Annotated in this window: 23 protein-coding genes and 1 pseudogene; 3 read left to right on the top strand and 21 right to left on the bottom strand. The window is 45.0% G+C overall.

Annotation, left to right across the window (positions count from 1 at the left end):
• Positions 1–131: 131 nt before the first annotated feature.
• Positions 132–851, bottom strand: coding sequence for a hypothetical protein (locus ASD40_RS08785; RefSeq protein ID WP_057302944.1), 720 nt, complete (start codon positions 849–851; stop codon positions 132–134).
• A gap of 238 nt (positions 852–1,089) precedes the next feature.
• Here ASD40_RS08785 and ASD40_RS08790 point away from each other — a divergent pair.
• Positions 1,090–1,452, top strand: a pseudogene (locus tag ASD40_RS08790) (pyridine nucleotide-disulfide oxidoreductase); the annotation flags it as partial.
• A gap of 85 nt (positions 1,453–1,537) precedes the next feature.
• Here the strand turns inward: ASD40_RS08790 and ASD40_RS08795 are convergent.
• From ASD40_RS08795 to crcB (ASD40_RS08815), 5 genes are read right to left on the bottom strand one after another with little or no spacing between them, the layout of a single operon-like run.
• Positions 1,538–1,966, bottom strand: a complete 429-nt coding sequence (locus ASD40_RS08795; RefSeq protein ID WP_057302945.1) for a CoA-binding protein — start codon at positions 1,964–1,966, stop codon at positions 1,538–1,540.
• Between the two features lie 11 nt (positions 1,967–1,977).
• Positions 1,978–2,796 carry a C39 family peptidase gene (locus tag ASD40_RS08800; RefSeq protein ID WP_057302946.1) on the bottom strand — a complete coding sequence of 273 codons (819 nt, stop codon included), beginning with the start codon at positions 2,794–2,796 and terminating at the stop codon, positions 1,978–1,980.
• Positions 2,797–2,826: 30 nt separating this feature from the next.
• Entirely contained in the window at positions 2,827–4,125 is a 1,299-nt protein-coding gene (gene aroA / locus ASD40_RS08805) for a 3-phosphoshikimate 1-carboxyvinyltransferase (RefSeq protein WP_057302947.1), read from the bottom strand.
• Between the two features lie 26 nt (positions 4,126–4,151).
• Positions 4,152–4,511 (bottom strand): fluoride efflux transporter CrcB, encoded by a 360-nt coding sequence (crcB, locus tag ASD40_RS08810; protein ID WP_057302948.1) that lies wholly within the window; start codon positions 4,509–4,511, stop codon positions 4,152–4,154.
• 2 nt (positions 4,512–4,513) lie between these two features.
• A complete protein-coding gene (gene crcB / locus ASD40_RS08815) occupies positions 4,514–4,888 on the bottom strand; it encodes a fluoride efflux transporter CrcB (protein WP_057302949.1) in 375 nt (124 codons plus the stop codon).
• Positions 4,889–4,997: 109 nt separating this feature from the next.
• On the opposite strand from crcB (ASD40_RS08815), the gene ASD40_RS08820 reads away from it, so the two are divergent.
• Positions 4,998–5,288: a rhodanese-like domain-containing protein gene (locus ASD40_RS08820; RefSeq protein WP_057302950.1), complete on the top strand. Its 291-nt coding sequence runs from the start codon at positions 4,998–5,000 to the stop codon at positions 5,286–5,288.
• 49 nt (positions 5,289–5,337) lie between these two features.
• On the opposite strand, the gene ASD40_RS08825 is transcribed toward ASD40_RS08820, so the two are convergent.
• Positions 5,338–5,853, bottom strand: coding sequence for a shikimate kinase (locus tag ASD40_RS08825; RefSeq protein ID WP_156389944.1), 516 nt, complete (start codon positions 5,851–5,853; stop codon positions 5,338–5,340).
• 148 nt (positions 5,854–6,001) lie between these two features.
• Between ASD40_RS08825 and ASD40_RS08830 the strand changes: the two genes are divergently transcribed.
• Positions 6,002–6,325 carry a hypothetical protein gene (locus ASD40_RS08830; protein ID WP_057302951.1) on the top strand — a complete coding sequence of 108 codons (324 nt, stop codon included), beginning with the start codon at positions 6,002–6,004 and terminating at the stop codon, positions 6,323–6,325.
• 14 nt (positions 6,326–6,339) lie between these two features.
• Here ASD40_RS08830 and gndA read toward each other — a convergent pair whose 3' ends face one another.
• The 14 genes from gndA to ASD40_RS08900 all read right to left on the bottom strand — a co-directional run bounded on the left by gndA (position 6,340) and on the right by ASD40_RS08900 (position 21,744).
• Positions 6,340–7,752, bottom strand: coding sequence for an NADP-dependent phosphogluconate dehydrogenase (gndA, locus tag ASD40_RS08835; RefSeq protein ID WP_057302952.1), 1,413 nt, complete (start codon positions 7,750–7,752; stop codon positions 6,340–6,342).
• Positions 7,753–7,784: 32 nt separating this feature from the next.
• The gene (locus tag ASD40_RS08840; RefSeq protein WP_057302953.1) at positions 7,785–8,552 is read right to left on the bottom strand and encodes an SDR family oxidoreductase; all 768 of its coding nucleotides are present in this window, start codon (positions 8,550–8,552) and stop codon (positions 7,785–7,787) included.
• Positions 8,553–8,613: 61 nt separating this feature from the next.
• Positions 8,614–10,182 carry a gluconokinase gene (gene gntK / locus ASD40_RS08845; RefSeq protein WP_057302954.1) on the bottom strand — a complete coding sequence of 523 codons (1,569 nt, stop codon included), beginning with the start codon at positions 10,180–10,182 and terminating at the stop codon, positions 8,614–8,616.
• Positions 10,179–11,450, bottom strand: coding sequence for a lactate racemase domain-containing protein (locus ASD40_RS08850; RefSeq protein ID WP_057302955.1), 1,272 nt, complete (start codon positions 11,448–11,450; stop codon positions 10,179–10,181). The genes gntK and ASD40_RS08850 overlap by 4 nt, the downstream gene beginning before the upstream one ends.
• 18 nt (positions 11,451–11,468) lie before the next feature.
• The gene (locus ASD40_RS08855) at positions 11,469–12,473 is read right to left on the bottom strand and encodes a LacI family DNA-binding transcriptional regulator (RefSeq protein ID WP_057302956.1); all 1,005 of its coding nucleotides are present in this window, start codon (positions 12,471–12,473) and stop codon (positions 11,469–11,471) included.
• 540 nt (positions 12,474–13,013) lie between these two features.
• Positions 13,014–14,315 carry a 6-phospho-beta-glucosidase gene (locus ASD40_RS08860; RefSeq protein WP_057302957.1) on the bottom strand — a complete coding sequence of 434 codons (1,302 nt, stop codon included), beginning with the start codon at positions 14,313–14,315 and terminating at the stop codon, positions 13,014–13,016.
• Positions 14,316–14,327: 12 nt separating this feature from the next.
• Positions 14,328–15,320, bottom strand: a complete 993-nt coding sequence (locus ASD40_RS08865) for an N-acetylglucosamine kinase (RefSeq protein ID WP_057302958.1) — start codon at positions 15,318–15,320, stop codon at positions 14,328–14,330.
• A 38-nt stretch (positions 15,321–15,358) separates the two neighbouring features.
• Positions 15,359–16,348 (bottom strand): LacI family DNA-binding transcriptional regulator, encoded by a 990-nt coding sequence (locus ASD40_RS08870; RefSeq protein ID WP_057302959.1) that lies wholly within the window; start codon positions 16,346–16,348, stop codon positions 15,359–15,361.
• A 72-nt stretch (positions 16,349–16,420) separates the two neighbouring features.
• Positions 16,421–16,999: an ABC transporter substrate-binding protein gene (locus ASD40_RS08875; protein WP_057302960.1), complete on the bottom strand. Its 579-nt coding sequence runs from the start codon at positions 16,997–16,999 to the stop codon at positions 16,421–16,423.
• A gap of 252 nt (positions 17,000–17,251) precedes the next feature.
• On the bottom strand, positions 17,252–17,848 hold the full coding sequence (locus ASD40_RS08880; protein WP_057302961.1) for a hypothetical protein: 597 nt from the start codon (positions 17,846–17,848) through the stop codon (positions 17,252–17,254).
• 217 nt (positions 17,849–18,065) lie between these two features.
• Entirely contained in the window at positions 18,066–18,302 is a 237-nt protein-coding gene (locus ASD40_RS08885; protein ID WP_056833181.1) for a DUF6953 family protein, read from the bottom strand.
• A gap of 159 nt (positions 18,303–18,461) precedes the next feature.
• Complete coding sequence (locus ASD40_RS08890; protein ID WP_057302962.1) at positions 18,462–19,616, bottom strand: ABC transporter permease; 1,155 nt, start codon at positions 19,614–19,616, stop codon at positions 18,462–18,464.
• Positions 19,609–20,796 carry an ABC transporter permease gene (locus tag ASD40_RS08895; protein WP_057302963.1) on the bottom strand — a complete coding sequence of 396 codons (1,188 nt, stop codon included), beginning with the start codon at positions 20,794–20,796 and terminating at the stop codon, positions 19,609–19,611. Before ASD40_RS08895 ends, ASD40_RS08890 begins: the two co-directional genes overlap by 8 nt.
• Before the next feature lie 12 nt (positions 20,797–20,808).
• Entirely contained in the window at positions 20,809–21,744 is a 936-nt protein-coding gene (locus ASD40_RS08900; protein WP_057302964.1) for an ABC transporter ATP-binding protein, read from the bottom strand.
• Positions 21,745–21,867: the final 123 nt, after the last annotated feature.

Here is a 21,867-nt window from a genome sequence, read left to right on the forward strand (position 1 = left end):
TCGCAGAAAACTTGCATCGTAAGATAAGCTCTCTTTTATTAAATCGTAAAGCTTGTTAGTCTGTTTGTCAAAATAAAATAAGCAGGTCGGCGTTCGACCTGCTCGTAAACTCATTCGAAACGGTTCCCCTATTAAAACGAGGGATTGGATCCGAATTGTTGCCCCATACCTGAAGTATTAAATCCGGTATTAAAAGATTGAAGCGATTGTTGTGGCATGTTTTGCTGCATGCTTTGCTGTGATCCATAGCCACTTTGGAAGGATTGCTGAGAAGGTGTCGAGGAATCACCACGCTTATACGCATCATGCCCAGGTTGATTTCCACGATAGTTCGCCATATGAAAAGCGTTTGGAGAAACATTAGCTTGTGCAAAAGGTTGTTGATTCATCTGTACCGAGCTGCTGAACTGACTAGGAATAAACGGTTGTTGTTGGGGAATAGCATAACCAAATTGCTGAGATTCGTTAGAAGCAAATTGGTTGTTCATTGGGATATAGGAGGAATATCCGCTTTGGAAGCTTGATTGTTGCTGTTGAGCAGGCATTGAAGAATCGCTGCGTTTGTAAGCATCATGGCCTGGTTGATTTCCGCGATAATTCGCAGTGTGAAAAGACTCTGGAGAAGTTGCTTGAGATACTTGAGAATTCATTTGGTTGAATCCTTGATTGAATCCTTGATTGTATCCCTGGTTAGTTTGACCAGCGTTAGATTGATTATAGAAAGATTGTACAGCCCCAATCGGTTGGTACTGTTTTTGGTAACCTTGGTATTGCGCATTATTCCCCTGAAAACCTTGTGAAGATTGATAACCTTGGGAAGCATTCCCAAAGCTGTTGTTATTGTTGTACATGTGTAAATCCTCCTCAGACTCTCATTATTTTTGGACACCTTTTTTGGGGCCTTTTTTATTCTCTCCGCTTGTTGATTTTTTATTTATGGAAGCCATTGGGATGTTCCTTAGAAAATTGACTATCAATTATCGGCTAAGCCATAATTCTTTTGTATCCCATTCTCTTAGTAGGAGGAGTTACTGTAATGACATACGACGTTATCATTATTGGAGCAGGCCCAGCAGGATCTAGTGCAGCGGGACTGAATTCGTACAAGGCAAAGCGGAACAATTGGCAAAAATCGAAGATGGTTTCCAGGTAACGACCGATAACGGGGTTTATGAAGGAAAGCATGTTATTCTTGCAACAGGGCTATCCGTTGAGCTTGCTGAAGCTTCGGGCATTCAGACGAGGCCAGGAACAGAACCACGCATCAAAACTGTCGTTGATGCTGATGCACAAGGTAACTCCAGCCTTAAAGGTGTATGGGCAGCAGGTACTACAGCTGGCGTCAGTATGCATACAATCGTTACGGCCGGTGATGGTGCTAAAGTCGCAATTAATGTGATTAGCGAATTAAATGGTGAACGGTACGTCGACCATGATATTTTAAAAGCTTAGTTCCTAACATACAGAAAAACCGCTTCTCCCTTACCTATATGGTAAGAGAAAAGCGGTTTTTAGCTTTGTCCAAAATGCGTTAATTTTAGTTATTTCTAGGATTTAGAATCGCATCTTCTACTTTAATACAGCGGTTCATAATGACTTCTAATCCGGCTTCGCTAGCAATACGTCCGGCTTCTTCATTTACAATATCGAGCTGGAGCCAGAAAACCTTCGCTTTAATTTTAACGGCTTCTTCAGCGACAGGAACTACTTGATCTGCACGGCGAAACACATTGACGATATCTACAGGTTCAGGAATATCAGATAAAGAAGCGTAGCACTTCTCACCCAGTATTTCAGTAGCGTTCGGATTGACAGGAATGATCCGGTATCCTCTGCTTTGCATAGCCGCGGAAACCATATACGATGTACGGTCTGGTTTATCAGATAAACCCACTACGGCAATATTACCTGCACTCGCTAGGATCTCCTTAATGTGCTCTCTTGACGGATTTTCAAAAGTCGTCATCAGTTTCCCTCCTATTTTTTCAAATACGTGAGACCTTGTTTCCCCATTGCGGTCCAACTGTCGATAAACTGATTTTTGTTTACCTGCACTTGCTTTTTCCCGCTTAATGGATCATTCAAGTATACATTATTCTCATCATATCCTACCAATAATACAGCATGTTCAGCATATGTCGTCTTGATAGGTCCCTTAGGTGAATCCCAAGTTACCCATTTGTAAGGTAGGTTGAAATCAATCGTGGTCCAAATAATAACCGGAATATCATTCGCAATCTGCTGCTCATACAGCTCGAAAGACTCGCCTGTAATGTCAATGGCTTGAGGTATATACGATTTCAACAGTGGAAATAGTCCAGCATGATAGATGCCAAAACCTCTTTGCTTCCGAGTGACATCGCCTACGAAACCTGTATTAGGATTTCCCCAATAAGCAATTGTACCGTCCGCATTTAAAGTGGCCGGTGTGTCATCCTTAGGCATTTCTGCAGCAAGTTCCATTTTGCTTTTTGTAATACCATGATACTGCAGCAGCATCGTTAAACTTGTAATTTCACAACCTGCTGGCAGTTCTGGCAGTTGAGCAAAGACAGGTGCATCAATCATTGCTGATTTTTTTATCTGGATAGCTGGCGGCGGAGAAGCAACCTCGTTTACTTTCACGGAAGCTGTAGGCTTGGCAGCAAGTATCGCGGGACTGGATGCAAATAACGCTGGTTCTTTACCAGTCGCTTTAGCATACAGCAATACAGCAAATACACTGCTTGCAAACACAAGCCCAGCAACGAGGAAGAAACCGAACGTCACCTTTAAACCCTGCCAAATAATCGTCATGCTGACTCACCCATTCGTTGTTTTGGGAATCTATGTCTCACTCACAAGTTCAACCTGAGCACCAATGGAACGTAAATGGTCAAAGTACTGCGGGTAGGACTTGGCCACATGATGGGCATCATGAATGATCAAACCCTTCTCAGAACGAAGACCTACAACAGTTAAAGCCATAATCACTCTGTGATCGAAATGAGCATTAATTTCGACTCCGCCTGTAACACCTTGTGGTTTACCATGCACGATGATTTCACTTTGGCGTTCTTCTACATCAGCTCCGGCTTTAAGCAGTTCGTTCAAATAATCAGTGATACGGTCGCACTCTTTATAGCGTAAATTTTCGACATTGTAGAAACGGGACGTACCTTCTGCAAATACAGCTGCTGCAACCATAGCTAGTACGGCATCTGTAAAGTGATCCCCATCAAACTCACCAGCAACCAGCTTCTGGTTGCCTTTCACATGCACAACACCATTGTCATGAGTTAAATTGACACCCATTGCTCGCAGGACATCCACACAAGCCTTCTCACCCTGCTTGCTATTCTCTTCGAGACGAAGAACGCGTACATCAGAATTCGTTACAGCCGCAGCTGCTAGAATCGCAGCAGAGCCCGGGTAATCGCCTTGAATGACATATTCTTTGGCTTGATAGGATTGTCTACCTGGAATGCGGTAGTGCATAAGGTCTTCGCTGGCGTGCACAATAATTCCAGCCTGTTCTAATACTTCTAGTGTTTGACCTACAATAATTTTGGATTTCAAATCATGCAGCACTTCAATCTCACTATCCTCTTCTAGCAGAGGTGTCATAAATAAGAGAGAGCTTAAGAACTGGGAACTGACATTACCTGAAACAGTGAGCTTGCCACCGCGTGGTTGTCCCCCTTTAATAGTTATCGGCAGACGTCCGTTAGAATGTTGTACTTCCACACCCATTTGTTGCAAAGTATCAATGAGATCATCATGCGGACGCTTGCCCAAAGATTCGGGATATGTGTTTACAAATGTCACATCAGGACAAAATGCGGCTGTGGACATCAAAAAGCGAAGTACAGCTCCGGCATTTCCTACATTAAGTTCAGAAACATTCTTGGGATGCTTACCAAAACCCGTAATAACGATTTTCTCATCATCTTCTTCAATAATTGCACCCAAATCACGAACACAACGTCTCATGGCATCACTATCTTCACTATGAGCCGGATAATAGATGGTGCTCGTCCCGTCTGCAAGTGCTCCAATTAGCAAATAGCGGGTTGTGTAGTTTTTGGAAGAGAGAGCGTTTATTTCCCCTTGTAGATGGGCGGTTGGTTTCACGATGGCTTTCATGTCGTTGATATCTCCTTCGTAAGAGTTTATATGTAATATCCGAGGAAAGTCAGTAGAATTCCACCGGTATAACTGAGCAGTGTATATAGGATCCAAGCTTGCCATAGTCCAGCACGGAGCTGCTTTATGCTTTCCAGATTTAATGTGGAAAAAGTGGTAAAAGCACCCATAAAACCCGTGCCGATCAACAGTTTCCAATCGTCAAATGCATGATATCTCATCAACAAGCCAAGCAAAAAACAACCCAAAAGATTTATTGTCAGTGTACCATACGGAATAGAACTTGGGAACCTTTTGGCAATGTAAGACCCAAGCTGAAATCGGCAAATTGCGCCAAAGAATCCTCCAAAACCTACCAGGCAAATGGGCCATAACCATGTCATCATGATCAACTTACGCCCCCTCGAACTGACTCACCTATATGCACACCCAGCCATGCAGCACCGAGTCCTCCCCATAAACTTCCCAAAACATAAAGAGCGGCAAGGATCATATGCCCATGATTTAGCATGCTCATGGTTTCATAGCTGAAGGTAGAGAACGTAGTAAAAGATCCAATAAAACCAGTTGTTATCGGTAGTCGAAGTTTAGTAGGTATGGGAAGCTTTTCGGCGAATGTTATAAAACCAAGTATCAGACAGCCGGTTAAATTACAAAAAAAAGTTCCCCAAGGAAAAACGGACGCCGTTGTAGGATTCCATAGAGAGGAGAGCCCAAATCGGGCAATGGCGCCTAATATCCCGGCTAAACCAATGTACAGCATGGTCACACAACTCCTGTTATTAACCGTAGGTTTGACATCTTGACTTTTTGTTTCTATCATTACTTGTAATGGGGTTTCTTCCCAACATATCAAGCATGGAGGTCCGAAAATGGATACGATTTTACCTTCCGAAATCAAAGAAAGACTGGACCGCGGCGAACAACTAGCGATTGTCGATGTTCGCGAAGATGAAGAAGTAGCTGCCGGTATCATCCGAGGAGCTAAACATATTCCGCTAGCTCAGTTGCCAGATCGCCTCAGCGAAATTCCCCAAGTCGAAGAGCTTATTCTCGTTTGCCGCAGCGGAAACCGCAGTGGGCGCGCAATTAGCTTCTTGGAGGCTCAAGGCTATAAAGGTCTTAAAAACATGACAGGCGGCATGCTGGAGTGGGAGGACTAAGCTTCTAAGCTTGTCCCCTCCTCCTAATATAGGGATCTTTGAGTGGAGCTCAAAGTCTCTCCGCTTCAACTTTCTGGATGATAAGTGCTGTGATTTCGTCCGTTGTTAATTGCGTAGTATCAATAACCGCATGCGCGAAGTCATAGGCAGACTTACGTTGTTCAAGGAGCAGGTGAACGCGTTCCTCTAAATTCCCCTGCAGCAAAGGACGACTGGTATCGCTGCTCACTCTTTGAATGATGATCTCAGGTGCTGCTTTCAGCGCTACCACAAAGCTATTCTGCAGCATACAAGCTCGGTTACACTCGGCCAGCACTGCGCCACCGCCTGTTGCCACAATTTGTCCTTTACGAGCTAATATATGTTCCAACGCTTTACTTTCCAAAGCGCGAAAATGCGATTCACCATGATTACGAAACAAGTCAGAAATGCTTTTCTGATGCTCTTCTTCCAGAACTGCGTCTGAATCTTGAAAGATCCATCCCAGCTGCTCAGCCAGCTTCTTTCCAACTGTTGACTTGCCAGTCCCCATAAATCCTACAAGTACAATATTGCTTGCTGTCACGTTAAATCCCCTTTTCCCATATGCTGTTCATACAAACTTTCCCAACATCATAACATAGCCAAATCGACATGAATACAATCCACCAAAAAATCATATAGTAGTGTGAATAAATTCCAGCACAAACAGTTAAGATTTTAAGAGAGACCATATGCCGACAAGGAGAGATGGAGCTTTGAACCCAACTGTTGCCTATCAAAACCGCACAAAAGGCAAACTGGAGCAAATTTTACACCCAAGCTATACGCTTTGCAAAGAGGATGTTGTGTGGATACTGGAGTTTATTAAGAAAAAAGTGGCTGAAGAAGACCCGCTTATGCAAGGTCTTACTCAACCACGATTATTAAGAAATTTTCGCTATTTTGCCGAAGTCTCCCTGATGCTCATTCACAGACGGAACGGCTTTGATCAAGAGGCCGATCGTTTGAAAATGTGGCTGCGTGAAGCGGCATACGGTTTGCAGGAAGAGGCTTAAAAGGCCTTATCCTCTTAGTTTTCCATCCAATTGAAGTGGAAGGAACCTTCTTTGTCCACACGTTGGAACGTGTGTGCTCCAAAATAATCGCGCTGCGCTTGCAGCAAGCTAGCTGGCAATCTTTCTGTACGGTAGCTATCGTAGTAAGCAAGTGCCGATGCGAAAGACGGAACAGCAATACCGCGGGTAACCGCTTCTGCAATGACTTGTCTCCATGATTGTTGATAGTTATCAACGACACCGTTGAAGTAAGAATCAAGCAGCAGGTTTTTGAGTCCAGGCTCGTGGTCATAGGCTTCCATAATATTTTGCAGGAATCTAGCACGAATGATACAGCCGCCACGGAAGATCTTTGCGATGTTGCCATATTTCAGATCCCAATTATATTCCTCGGAAGCAGCTCTCATTTGAGCAAAGCCTTGGGCATAAGAACAAATTTTACTTGCGTAAAGCGCTTGGCGAACAGCCTCGATAAACGCTTTGCGATCGCCTGTAAAGGCTGGAGCATCAGGTCCTTTGAGCACTTTGCTTGCCGCTACGCGTTCTTCCTTCATCGCGGAGATGAAACGGGAGAATACGGATTCTGTAATAATGGAAAGCGGTACGCCAAGATCAAGAGCACTTTGACTGGTCCATTTTCCTGTTCCTTTTTGACCGGCGGAATCCAGAATAACGTCAACCATAGGCTTGCCGGTTTCAGCATCATATTTGGTGAAAATATCACGTGTAATTTCGATCAAGTAGCTGTCCAGCTCGCCATTGTTCCATTCTGTGAAGATCTCATGAAGCTCTTCTACGCTTACATTCAGAACATCTTTCAACAATTGGTAGGCTTCGCAAATAAGCTGCATATCGCCATACTCAATGCCGTTATGCACCATTTTCACGTAATGACCAGCGCCATCAGGTCCGATATAAGTACAGCAAGCATCGTCGCCCACTTTGGCAGAAATCGCAGTAAGAATAGGCTCAACGAGTTTATATGCGTCTTCTTGTCCGCCTGGCATAATAGATGGGCCTTTAAGCGCGCCTTCTTCACCGCCGGAAACACCTGTACCAACGAAGCGAATACCTTTCTCAGCAAGCTCTTTATTGCGGCGCTGTGTATCTGGGAAGAACGCATTACCTCCATCGATCAGGATATCGCCTTTATCCAAAAAAGGAACAAGTTGGTTAATGGTATCATCAGTAGGACCGCCTGCTTTAACCATAATCAAAATTTTGCGCGGAACTTCAAGTGATTGCACGAATTCTTCAATGCTGTATGTACCTACTAATTGTTTGCCTGGGGCTTCTTGCAGAAGCTCTTTTGTTTTTTCAGCAGAACGGTTAAAAACGGAAACAGTGAATCCTCTGCTCTCGATGTTTAAAGCCAAGTTTTTACCCATAACCGCTAGACCGACTACACCAATTTGTTGTTTAGACATCTCTCTCATACACCCTTCCGATATATAAATATTTAAATCGTCATCGCGCCAAAACCGCCATCCACTCTTAAAACAGAACCTGTAACAAAGCTAGAAGCTTGTTCAGAAGCAAGGAACACAGCAGCACCCTGAAGCTCAGACGCTTCACCGAATCGATTCATAGGCGTATGACGCATAATGGACTCGACACGTTCCGGCGACAGAATTTTACGATTCTGCTCCGCTGGGAAGAATCCAGGAATAATCGCGTTAACACGGACGCGGCTCGGAGCGAATTCACGGGCTAGATTCTGCGTGATGTTATTGACAGCTGCTTTGGAAGCGGAGTAAGTGAATACACGGGAAAGCGGAGGATCTGACGAAACGGATGAAATATTAATAATACTTCCTCCTTCTCCTCGATCAACCATGTATTTCCCAAACACTTGGCAGGCTAACACGACACTTTTCAAATTAACCTCCATAATAGAATCCCATTCTTCCATGGAAATGTCAAAGAAAGGCGTGGCACTATTTTTGCCAGGGCAGTTCATTAGAATATCCGCACCGCCGGACCAAGCGATAACTTCTTTGAGAACAAGCTCCAAATCTTCCCTTCTCGTTGCATCCGCTTGAAAGGTATTTGCTTCCCCGCCAATAGCTTCAATGCTCTCACGAACCTGATCACTTTTCTCTTGATTACGACCGACGATGGCTACTTTCGCTCCGTGTCCAGCCAAGGCAAGAGCCATAGAGCCTCCAAGTGTGCTGTTGCCGCCAATAATAACTGCTGTTTTCCCTGTAAGATTGAATAAATTCATTGTCTTCGTCCCCTCCGGCATTTTGCTTGGCAAACCTTCTTAACAAGCCTAAGCTAATTTATCATTGAGGGCTCCGTAGGTGCTGTTGTTGAAAGGCGGTAATCGCATCGAATTGATCTTTTAACTGATGATATACGCTTGTATAAATAGATGTCAATTGTTGATAGATGCGATAATCGTTTTCATTCACCTCGTGAGCCTTTCCTACCTGAATCCATTGATGAGCGTGAGTTAGATCTTCGATTTCCCCCATTGCGAGCAGTCCTAGCAAAGCTGCTCCGATCCCTGAGCTTTCAATCGAATCCGGAACCGTGACGGATGTGCCGAGCATATTCGTCATCATCTGGCGCCAAAAATCAGATCGGGCAAATCCGCCGGACGCGCGAATCACAGTGGCAGGTCCCATAAGCCTTTCCAAGGAAGCGCTAACTGCTTGGATCGAGAACATGACGCCCTCGAGCGCTGCACGAATCATATGCTTCTTCTGATGGCTAAGTGAGAGCCCGAAGTAAACACCGCGTGCATTCGCATTCCAATAAGGCGCACGTTCGCCGGAAAGCAGCGGCAGGAACAGCAGGCCATCAGAGCCCGCAGCCACTTGTGACGCAAGCTCCGTCAAATAATCATAGGGATCGATTCCCTGGCGGCGGGCTTCTTCGGCTTCCGCCGTAGCGATCTGGTCTCTCACCCAACGGAAAACGATACCGCCGTTGTTGATCGGTCCGCCCACGACCCAGAAGTTTTCTGTTAGCGCATAGCAGAACAGCTTGCCTTCGGGGTCGGTTTGCGGTTTGGTGACGACGCTGCGCACAGCACCGCTGGTGCCGATGGTGACAGCAACGACACCCGGCTCGAAAGCGCCAACGCCGAGATTCGCGAGGACACCGTCGGACGCGCCGATAATGAACGGCGTGTTCACGGACAAGCCCATTGCAGAGGCTAACTCGGCGCTGAGCCCTTCTACGCGGTACGTTGTCGGCACCAGCTCAGAAAGCTGCTCCGGCGTCACACCGGCCTGACCAAGCGCTTCTGCATCCCAATCGAGCTTCTCCAGATTGAATAGCCCTGTTGCACTGGCAAGTGAGTGGTCAATGAGATAACGACCAAACAGCTTCGCGAAGACATACTCCTTGATGCCGATGAACTTGTAAGTTTCCTTGACGAGCCCTGGCTCGTTATCACGGAACCACATCAATTTAAGAAGAGGTGACATCGGGTGAATCGGCGTTCCTGTCCGCGAGTAAATCTGCTGACCTAGTCCGGTGCGCTTAAGCTCCTCTGCATATTGCGCACTGCGATTATCCGCCCATGTGATGCATGCAGTCAGTGGCTTCGTCTGCTTGTCAACAGCAATGAGACTGTGCATGGCCGAACTGAAGGAGACGCAGAGTACTTGGTCAGATGTGATATTAAGCTTGCGAACAACAGCGCCAATACCTTGCACAACGGCATTGAAGATTTGTTCTGGATCTTGCTCGGCCCGATCAGCGGCCGGTGTGAAAAGGGGATATTCAATCGAGTGCGAAGCTAGAACTCGACCATCCCGATCGATCACGAGTGTCTTCGTGCTCGTTGTCCCAATATCTGCCGCGATAATGTAAGGCTTATCTCTGACTGCGTCAACTGTCATTTGCTAATATTCCCCTCTGCATCAAATGAAAGTTCATATGGTTCTGATAGAATTTCAATATCCGGATGCTGACGAGCTGCGTCTAACAAATTTACGGAAATTTCAATTTCGCCCAGATGAAGTGTATCTTGAATCCGAACTAGTTTGCACGTCGTGTAATCTAGGATGTTACATGTTTTAACGGCTGCCTTGATCGCGTAGAAATCGTTCTCCAGCGTTGTTGCGATCTTGGTAGGCGCACAGACGGTTGATGTTAATCCGTTCGCGTAAGTGAACTCCAAATTCGTTTTATCCACTAGTCTTTGTGTGGTGAAATCAGCCGTCCCTACACCGTTGGCGTTACCCTTCGTTTCTGGCGTTAAGTCCAGTACAACCATTTTGGCAACATCTGGACCGCCATGCGCGTAAGGAGTTGGGTAGCGGCCGGTAACGTTGGGATCCATACCATCGCCGCTAATATTTTTGCCAATATAATCAATCACAAGGACATCGATTTCGTCGAATAAAATTTTCGGCAGACGCGATTTCGCTTCAATTAGCAATTGTTCCTCACGCACTTCAATTTCAGCAGCAGGCAGCACTTCCACTTGGCAAGTCTCGTCATAGGCATTTTCTACTAGCGCGACACCGAACACGATGGGCAGCTTCTCGATCATCAAATTAGCCATGGCCGGCACATTCTCTGCCATGTATTTGAAGCCAAGCTGATGGCAGGCTTCAGCGCCTTTCTGCTTGCCTAACCCGATGGCGATCATCTTCATGATCCCGCTCTCAATACGTCCGCGAAACGCCGTATGCGGCTTCACACGGTTAATAACGACGATAGCATCTGCCTCTGAAGCAATGCGATCTACATAAACAGGCAAGCCGTTAGGCAGCTGATCGATCTGTACAACTTCCATGGAAGAACGAATAGGCGCGCCCATCGAGGCTTCCGTAATGCCAAAATGCAGTAATACTTCCGTCTGTCCCTCAGCTGTAGCACCACCGTGACTTCCCATACAAGGAACGATGAACGGGAACGCACCTCTATCTTTAATAGCGTCAATGGTCGTTTTGGTGAAGCCTGCAATATTAGCGATCCCTCTGCTTCCCACAGCAACAGCAACCTGTTGTCCGGGATGTATGCTTTCCATAACACCACTGCTGGCAAGCTTATTCACTAATTCCAACTCTGGATTTTCCAAAATGGTACGATCAAACTTCTGCCGAATCTTAACCATTGGTGGAATCGGAATATCATTTAATAACTCTCTCAGAATGCTCATCAACTAATCCCTCTTTCCTTATGGTGTCAATAATCGTACAGATTCCCGCACGATCAACTCTGTTTTTAAAAGCAATTGCTCCGTTTCGTGCTGCTTGTTCTCTATATTTCCAAGAAGTCGCAAAGCGCCTTCTCTGCTAATTTGCTCAATCGGTCTGCGAACGGTTGTCAGTGCTGGGGTTACGTAGGCTGCGAATACCGTGTCGTCAAAGCCTACCACTGAGATGTCGTTAGGCACGTTCATCCCGGCTTCCGACACCGCTTTCATCGCCCCAAGCGCCATTTCATCATTACAGCAAAATACGGCCGTCGGTCTTTCATCCAGCGTCAGAAATTGCTGCATGGCTTTATGTCCACTCTCCAGATCGTATAAGCCTGGCATGCGATAGGCGGGTGGAACGGTAATCTGGTAATGCCTCATGGCTCGTTCGAAGCCGTCTTTCCGATTCTGCGCAGATTTAAATCCTTTGCGACCCTCAATGAGAGCAATACGCTTATGTCCCTGCTCAATCAAATAAGAGGCTGCCAGAAATGCGCCTTGCTCCTCATCGGAGAGAACATTCAGCACGCCTGAAGTTTCAACAGGGCGATTCAGCACAACTTGCGGGATACCTTTACTGGCAATGTGGTCAATGATGGCTTGATCGTCATCACTCTGACTGACAACAACAATGCCGTCGAAGCTTTTCCGCGTAATCGAGTGAAAGCTGGTGTAATCGTCAATCCCTTTCACGATCAATTGGTAACGATCTTGTATGACACTGTTGACACCACGGATAGCTTCATAGAAGAAGCCGGCGGAAGTTCCTTGACTTAGTGTGGTAAAGAACAGTCCTAAGTTATACGAACGATCCAGTACCAAACTCTTCGCGCTGTAATTAGGCGTGTAATCCATCTGTTCAGCGATGATTCGGATGCGCTCCTTCGTCTCCTCTTGAATGAGCGGACTGTTGTTCAGTGCTCTGGAAACCGTTGTATGAGACACACCTGCAAGCTTGGCAATATCCTTAATGGTAACGCTCATACCCTCACCTCTATCTGAAGCATATCACATCTATGCACACGTTAACAATAGTCTTTTTTGCAGTGAAAAAAAGGCTTTCGCTCTCTTTAGAGGAGATTGTTTGTAAAGGTTGACGCAAGCTTGTTACGCTGCCAACACACCTTACTCACCCGTAGCATTGTTGTACGTTGTCCAACATTTTGCAAGCAAATCCATGTTCTTCACGCGATTGTTGCAGAAAATACAACAATTTCATCCAAAAGCAGCCCAATTGCCTATAAAAGGGCTGAATTGTTGTACAGCATACAACATCTTCAGCTTTGCTTGCTCAAAACAAGGAAATTGTTGTACGTTGTACAACTTCCTTTCCGAATCCCCCACTTCTCCCATAAATCAGGACACAAAAATAACCATGCTAAATACGGGGGAATAATCGGGGGAATTTTCACTACCCCAAACCATAACCAAAGATAAATAAGGGGTAAGCGAAGCTTACCCCAAAACATATAAATTCTTATCTGTCAAAAAAGCTCCCTTCTCAGGGAGCTTCCTCTTCTTGTATTATTTGAAAAAAGCCTGTAAATACGCTTTATTCTTCTCCAGCATTTCTTCCATAAGCGTCTTAGCTACTGCCACTGACGGCACCAAGGGATGATGAACCAATGCTTGTAGAACGAGATCTCTACTGCCTGTAACGGCTGCTTCAATGGTGAGGCGTTCATATGTTTTGACTGCATGAATAAGGCCTTTGATATGTTCGGGAACTTTGGTCAAGCCCATTGGAATAGGGCCATTAGCTGTAATGACACAATTCACTTCAATACAAGCATCTTTCGGCAAAAAGTCGATGATGTTGTCGTTCATAACGTTCAGCGTTTGGATATCCCGCTTGTCATTGTAAATGGAATCCATGAGATTGACAGCTGCTTCGGAATAATAAGCGCCCCCGCGTTTCTCCAGCTGTTTTGGCTTCTCCTGCAAGTCAGGATCTTGATAAAGCTCGAACAATTCATCCTCAACGCGTTTCACAACTTCCGCCCGAGTACCGTTTTCTTTGAGTGATGCCAGCTGTTCTTCGAGCATGATATCCGTCATGTAAAAATATTTCAAATAATAGGAAGGCAGGGCTTGAAGCGAACGCAAGAAATCCGCATCCCATTCGCTTGCCGGAACGTTTTTGCCGCTATATTCTTCTTTGCGATCCAGCAATTCAGCTAATTTATCCTCGCCTCTGATTTCAGCGCGTGTTACCCAGTGAAGATGGTTTAACCCAACGAACTCGGTGTATATCTGTTCAGGAGCAGCATCATACTTGTTCATTAACCACTTCTGCAAGCCGATCGGCGCATTGCAAAGGCCTATGCTTTTCACGTTGGAGTACTTATGAATAGCCTCAGTCACCATACCTGCAGGATTCGTGAAATTCAGCAGCCACGCATTAGGGCTCAGTTCTTCGATGTCCTTACAAATATCAAGCAGTACAGGAATCGTACGAAGTGCTTTCATCATCCCGCCCGGACCGGTCGTTTCCTGACCAATAACGCCGTATTTATTAGGAATATGCTCATCCCATTTACGGGCTTCCAAAAGACCTACGCGCATTTGCGTACTTACGAAATCGGCATTTTCGATCGCTTTTCTGCGATCCAAGGTTAAGTGCACCTCGATCGGCAAACCGGACTTCTCGATCATCCTTTTCGCCAAATTACCGACGATTTCCAGCTTGTGCTTACCTTCTTCCACATCCACAAACCAAAGCTCTCTTACAGGCAGCTGGGCATATCTTAAAATAAAACCTTCTACGATTTCCGGCGTATAAGATGAACCTCCGCCAATGATGGCAATTTTCAATGCATCTCTCATTGCACTCACTTCCTAGTCTTGTCTAATAATTTGTATGCTTTGATAATCGGACACGGCCCGGAGTTTCTCGTATACTTCTGTTGTAACGGGGCTGCCTGCGGCTTCCATCGCCATCCAAACAGCGCCAACCACAGGTTCGACGTTCAATTTCACAAGTGTGGCTTTGGGGGCGACTTCGCTTACTGCCTTTTCAATATATGAGTGAATAAAGGGCCCATCACCTCTTGCAATGACACTGCCCGCAAGCACAACTTGAAAAGTCTCTTGCTCCATGTTTAAACGTTTAATTACAGCTGTGGCTGACTTGCCAAGCTCTTCACCTTGCACCCTGAGAATGCGGCAGGCGACCTCATCTCCCTGCTCTGCAGCTTCGAACACCAGTTTGGTCGTATGAAGCGGTACGGATTTGTTGTTATCCAGAAAGTCATCAAACATATCCTGCACCGAATTGTAGCCAAGAAACTTGATCAGCAGCTCAGCCAGCATCGTGGGCTGCTCCCTGCCATCCCATGACCGAATGACAGAACGAAACGCCTCTACGGCGAGAGTGCCTCCTCCGCCAAAATCACCAAACTGATAGGTGAAGCCTCCACATTGAAAAAACTCACCCTGCCTGTTCCTGCCGGCACTGTTCGTTCCACTTCCGCAGATTAGAACAACGCCAAAAGGCTGGGATGTACCGGCACGCAAGGCAATCATGGTATCACAATCAATCCCATAATTCGTGAATCCCAGTCCGCTAATTAGCGGGTGAAGGATCGTATAATCAATCGGTCGATCTGCGCCAGCAAGGCCGAAAAAGGCATTTTCAACGTCGCTGTGCGTAAGCCCCGCCTGCTGTAGAGCCATAGCTACGGAGCTTGTAATATTTCCGAGTGCTTGTTTTGCACCAAGCTGATGATTGCCATTGCCGCTGTGCCCTTTACCGATGATATGTCCCTGTTCATCTGTTACGAGTGTGTAGGTTTTACTCCCGCCTGCGTCTACACCCAAATAATATTTCATGCCTTTCAACTCCTGTTATATATCCATCATCTCTTGTTTCATATTCTTGTAGTGGATTCTCGAATGATTAATTCCGGCTCCAATTGCACCGTTATATTACGTTTAGCTGTACCATCAATCCATTTTAGCAAAATATCGACGCCGTGTTGCCCCATTTTGTCCGCCGGTTGACGAACGGTTGTTAACCTGGGGCGGAATTCCTCCGAGAAAATCTGATCATCAAATCCAACAATGGACATATCACGCGGTATTTTGTAGCCCTCATTTTTGAGTGCGTCCATCACACCAAAAGCCGTCAGATCATCTGCGGCAAATACCGCACTCGGAAGTTTCCCCGACTGAATCCAGCGACTTGCTGCTTGATAACCAGAGGTGATGCTGAAATTACCTTTTTCAATCCAAGAAGGATCCAGACCTGCCTCCTGCATCGCACTGACGAAACCGCGCCGCCGCTCGCTGCTGCTTAAATAGGGTTCAAGCCCGGAAATATGGGCAATCTCCGTGTGGCCTAGGTCAATTAAATGTTTCGTGGCTTCGTAGCCGCCTTTATAATTATCAATGATTACAGAGGAAATCGATGGATGAATATGCTGATTATCCAGCATGACGAAAGGAATCTTCTTCTTTTTCAATTCCATGACATAATCATCCTCATGAACCGGCGAGAGCATAATAACACCGTCCACACGGTCCTCTTGGAACATGGAATTATCGAAAGATGCGAACACGTCTGTTGATATCGAAAGCGCTAAGAAGTAACCTTTTTCAGCAAGCCGATCGTTAATCTCTTTGACTACTGCATCCAGAAAAGAATCATTTAATGTGGTAATGCCGAGTCCAATGATACCCGTCTTGCCACGAGCCAAGCTTCGTGCAGCTGCATTCGGATGATAATCTAACTCTTTCATTGCTTGCAGCACTTTTTGGCGATTTTTTTCACGTACGGTGCCTGCTTGATTAATGACTCGCGAAACGGTGACAACAGACAAACCGCTTTTCTTGGCGACGTCAAAGATGCTTACTTTCATATCAAACAACTCCTGTAGCTCTATAATTGCAGTAATCAAGTCGATTTACAGCATGTTTCCAAAGTACCACAATTAGCATTTCAAATGCCATGATTTACCGTCAACTTTATAAATGTTCATCACATCATCCGGAACGTTATATTCGGAAGCTTTGAATCCATCCGCCTGCATGACCGAGCTAAGGTCAGCGAGCATCCCTTTGTTGTAATACTCCATAAATCCGCCATAACCCCAATGAGAGGTGACGTCAGGTGAATTATTTGCAGCAATAGAGGATTGAAGCTTGGAATCAAATTGCTCGTAAGGGGTTTTCGTCACTTTGACCTTAATGTTCGGATACTTCTTCTCAAAGTCTGGAATCAATTTCTCTACAAAAGTACGATCCAGCGAATCGATTGTGTAATGCGTGATGGTGACTGGCTCAACGCCCACATCGCAAACTTCATCGAGAAGCCAGTGAATCGGCTCAATACCGAAGAAGGAAACCCCATAGTTGAATAGTCCAGCCTGTGAGTTAAACACCCAGAAAAATAACAATGACAATGAAGCCGATGATCCAAGGTGAAACGAACAGATAGAAATATTTGCTTTCTCGACGACTTCCTCTGCTTGTGCCCAGCGAAACCGCTCCTTCCACTGTTTTCTTTGCAATGAGTTCTAAGTCCCTAAAGTTAAACCGCTTAAACTTTTAGAGTTTACTTCCCCCCTTGTTTTAGAAATTGAATACAAACTAGGTTGGTTTCAAAAATGATTCCCTCAAAAGTTAAATCGCTTTAACTTTCATGAATTGATTATATACAATGATGTTCGGGTTAACAAGCGTAATTTTACAATATATTTAAAGAGAGACCATATCTATAGCTAGATACAGACTCTCCCTTTATTTGTTTCCACTATTCATTTTCACATCTCCAATAAGAGCATTTCTTGTCTCATTTCGATCAGCTTGGTTTTACTCTCCATGACCGCTTTGACATCGCCTGAAACCATCGCATCATGCAGGGTAGCTAGTTCGTAATCCAGCTCCATACGCAAAATAGGAATCCGCTCATCTGTACGTTTGGATCGCAGCGCTTGCATGACTTCTTCTACTGTCACGGCAGGCTCCTTCTGATACAGCACTTTATGTTCGATACCGCTAATCTCGACCATTCGAATAATTTCACCGAACATAATATTCTCAATGAGAATTTGCCGATCCTTGAATCTTTTTACTACAGCGTGACCACGTGTATCACCAATCAGCTTCTCCATCATTTCGGCTAGCTTCTCATCTTTGAAGGAATAATTGCCTACGATTTTATACTTTTCACCGATTCGTTCGAATTTCAGCTTAATCAGCTTACGTCCTGTGCGAATGGAAATGATGAACTGCAGCTCGCTTTCGTTCCAATACAGAGAATAACCTTCCTGAATGAGTGCTTTAATGAAGTTCCGGATTAGCCGGCGATCAAATCGTAACTCTAGGTTGCAATACTCCACTTCATGACTCTTACTCACGGCAATCCCCTCCATAATTGGCGCATATTATTTTGTTTAAATATTCAGACAACTTATCTGCTTACTCTTATCTTATTATGAATTCTATGTTTTAGCAACTTGGATTATTGACATTTTTTTAAGGAAAAACGTACAAAAAAAGCTGAATGCCTGTATCCTAACGGCTTCAGCCCTAAACTGAAAAAAAACGGTCTCAGCCTATGCAATTCCTATGTGTTTAATGCCATCCCCAGAAAAATCCATCGCGCTCCCAAGCTGCTTTACCGCCATGAAGTTTTTTGAATATTTTCTTCACATCTTTGGAAATCGCTTGATTCCCATTCTCGTTCACATAGATGAAGGATTCCCCAAAATGTTGAATAATATAGTCCACTGCTTCTTTCTGATGTAAAATACCCGCGGATTTCAACTGCTCCATCATCCATTCCGCAACCTCATTTGCCGTAACGGCCATTTGCATTCTCTCCCTTTATTCGTATGTTTCTGGGGCCTGTGTACAGGCGAGTGACGCTATTGTACCATTGTAACACAATCTTTTCGAAATCATCGTCCGAACAGGTAGAGATAAACAAAAGGGCTATTCTGCAGAAGCAGATAGCCCTTTTCACTTTAGTTAACTAACCTCAGCATCTCCCGGTCTAAGAATAACCGAACCGACGCCCAAAAGAATGAGTCCAAACAAAGTGAGTACGCCTATGTGCATCCACATCTGCGACAGCGTCTGACCAGAAGCCATTCGCTGAATGGCCTCAATCACCCACTTTTGCGGAACGAAATTTGCAATCTTCTGCATCCAGTCCGGCATCAGGCTAATCGGCCAGAAGCATCCGCCTAGCATACACGTTGGGGTAACAACGAGAGAATTAATCACGCCCATATTCGATGCATTCTTAACCATACTAGCTACCGCGCTGGCAATTCCCATGCTGGCTAATAAGAAAAACTCCAATAAAATAAACTGCGATACAAACGGAAGTCCATATTCATAATTCGTTACGTATCGAGTAAACAAAAGGATAACAAGCACCTGCAGCGTCCCGACCAGGAAACTGCCTATGAAATTTCCAAGTACAATTTCGAAAGAATGAACCGGTGCTGAATACGTTCTAGCCATTGTGCGTTGTCTACGATCATCCATAATCACGGAAACCGTATTATTCATTAACCCCATCATGAACATCAGCATGAAACCTATTACCGTATGCATATTCGGATTCACGTACAAATTAAGATCAGTGACTTGCGATTTCACCTGATGCTTCTCCATCTGAGAAATGGTCTTCTCCACGGCTTCACGAAGCGCTGCTTCTTGGAGCCCTTGCTCGCTATGCAGTTCAATCGTTCCTTGATATCTAGATAGAATACTATCCAGATTGATTTTGAGAGTGATCGAAGCCTCATTGATGTTTAGTTGGTACATATCTATTTGCGCAGAAGCTCCTTTCATCAATGTCTCGCTGAAACCTTCAGGAATCAGAAAGGCGCTGCTCACTTTTTGCTTCGTGATAACTTCTTTAAGCGCTGTTTCAGAAGCTTCTTCTTTGAGCCGATAATCTGACAGCATCGAAATTTCTTTCAAGAGATGGGAACCCATCGCTCCCCGATCTAAATTGATATAAGCAATATCAACCCCGTGATCGCTCTGTTGACCAAGTACACCAATGATTAGCGAAACCACTGCTGCTGGAATGACTAAATACATCAGAAATCCTTTTTTCTGAAAAAGTGTACGACGCAGCATATTGAGCGCTATAAATAAGCTATTCATGATATCCCGCCTTCCGATAGACCATCAGGGAAAGGAGCAACAATCCCCCGCTAATACCCGCCAAGATCAGTAGATGATGCCCTATGATTGCAGCGTCACTTCCGAGCATAATACGAAACATACTCTGCATGGCCCAGTGATTGAGCGTAAACTCCCCCATTCGCTGCAGAAGACCTTCTGGAAGAGGTGTGAAGCCTCCACTTAGAAAAGTCATGGCAAGAATGATCATTTGGAACGTCGTGCTGATTGCTTTTGACGATTTTGCTGCCAGCATAATCAATATCGCTAGACTCATCGAAGCTACGATAATCAATAAGCAAACCAGGAAGAGGTGGAAGAAGTCATTTCCCCAATCGACACCATAGAACAGAATGGTTGCACCAATGACGAGAGCTGCCTGGACGATCGAGCTGAACATATTCCCTAGAATTTTACCCAATAAAATTTGATATTCATGAATGGGCATCGCATTTAATCGAGATAACGTGTGCCTTTCTTTCTCTCCTTGTAATCCCAATGCCGCCCCCATGCCCGAGTATAACAAAAACATGACTAGCATTGATGCTGTGTAATACTGCATTGCTGTATAGTTGGAATTAGAAGAAGTAAGCTTGCCTAGCCGTACATGCGAAGAAGCCTCCGCTGTCGGATTAAATGAACTGTCACTACCTTGTTTCTGCAATAGCTCCGCAGCCCCAGGGCCTGCTGAAATTATCGCGGATTGCATGTAATTGACTTGATCCAAGAAGGAGCGAAGTGTCATCTTAGCGGTCAAATTCTGCCCATAGTCTTGGCCAAGTATCATCTCCCACTCCGCTTCTTCTCCTTCAAGCACGCGGCTGCTAAAATCACTTGGAATGACGAGTGCAAACTCCGAATCCCCCGACTTGAGCCGTTTTACTGCTTCATCACGTGATTGAATGTTCATAGGCTGTATGATCTTCATTAACTCCGGTGTGCTTAGAAAGCTTTTAAACCCTGCGCTTAAGACTCCTGAGTCAGACTGTACCACATCTACCTTAACGGGCTTCAGCGTACGATCTTCAATTTTGAACGCGCCTGAGAGCGCCGACCCCAAAATGAATATAAGTAAAAGCGGCATCAAAAACTGAATAATAAGTACATAACGCATACGCATAAAACGCAATATTTCATACTTTGCAATGATCCAAATCGGCATGGTGACCTCCTCCTAATCCCGTAAGGTTCTTCCGGTCAACGACAGGAATAATGCCTCAAGATCAGGCTCCACCTGCGTAAGCGATTGGATTTTCACTTCATGTTTGGAAAGGATGAACAGGATATCCTGCAAATAGGCTTGGGAGGAACCCACCAGTAGTTCAAGTGTCTGTTCATGAATGGTAACTTGCTTAATCCGCGGATGATCCCTTAACTCCTTTACGGCTTCTTCCTCCAGGTTAACTGCTTGAATGATAACTTTATTGTCCTGATCAACTTTACCGCGCAATTCTTCTTGCGTTCCACAAGCAATGAGATGCCCATGGTCCATGATGCCGACCCGAGTGGATATGGCGGACACTTCCTCCATGTAATGCGAGGTATAAATGATCGTTGAACCCATACGGTTCAGCGTTCTAACTGATTCCAGAATGTGGTTTCGAGACTGAGGATCGATGCCCACAGTAGGTTCATCCATAATTATCAGCTTTGGACGATGCATAATTGCACACGCGATATTCAATCTCCGTTTCATCCCGCCCGAAAAGGAACTTGGTCTATCACGAGCGCGATCCAATAATCCTACAAATTCCAGCGCTTCCTCCACTCTATCTTTCAGCAGCTTGCCTCTTAATCCATATAATTTCGCGAAAAAAGTGACATTTTCTCTTGCTGTTAGGTTTTCGAAGATCGCGAGATCTTGTGGAACAAGACCAATTCTCCGTTTCACTTCAATTGTATCTTTCGCGACCGAGAGCCCATCAACAAACATTTCACCTTGATCGATTTTGAGCAGGCCGCTCAGCATTTTGATCGTTGTGCTTTTCCCAGCACCATTAGGGCCTAACAATCCGAAAATTTCACCTTCTTGAATCGATAAATTCAAATGATCGACAGAAATTTGATTGCTATACTTTTTTACAACATTTTTTATTTGAACAAAGCTCACAAGATCCACTCCCTTATCCCTTTTTCCTTTTCCCTTTATTCAACTGGTCTCATTACAATCATTGTATCTCTAAGGGATCCCGTTAACAGGTAGAATAAGTCATTATTCAAAGGTGACAAAAGT

It is taken from the genome of Paenibacillus sp. Root444D2 (assembly GCF_001426375.1).
Lineage (GTDB): Bacteria > Bacillota > Bacilli > Paenibacillales > NBRC-103111 > Paenibacillus_E.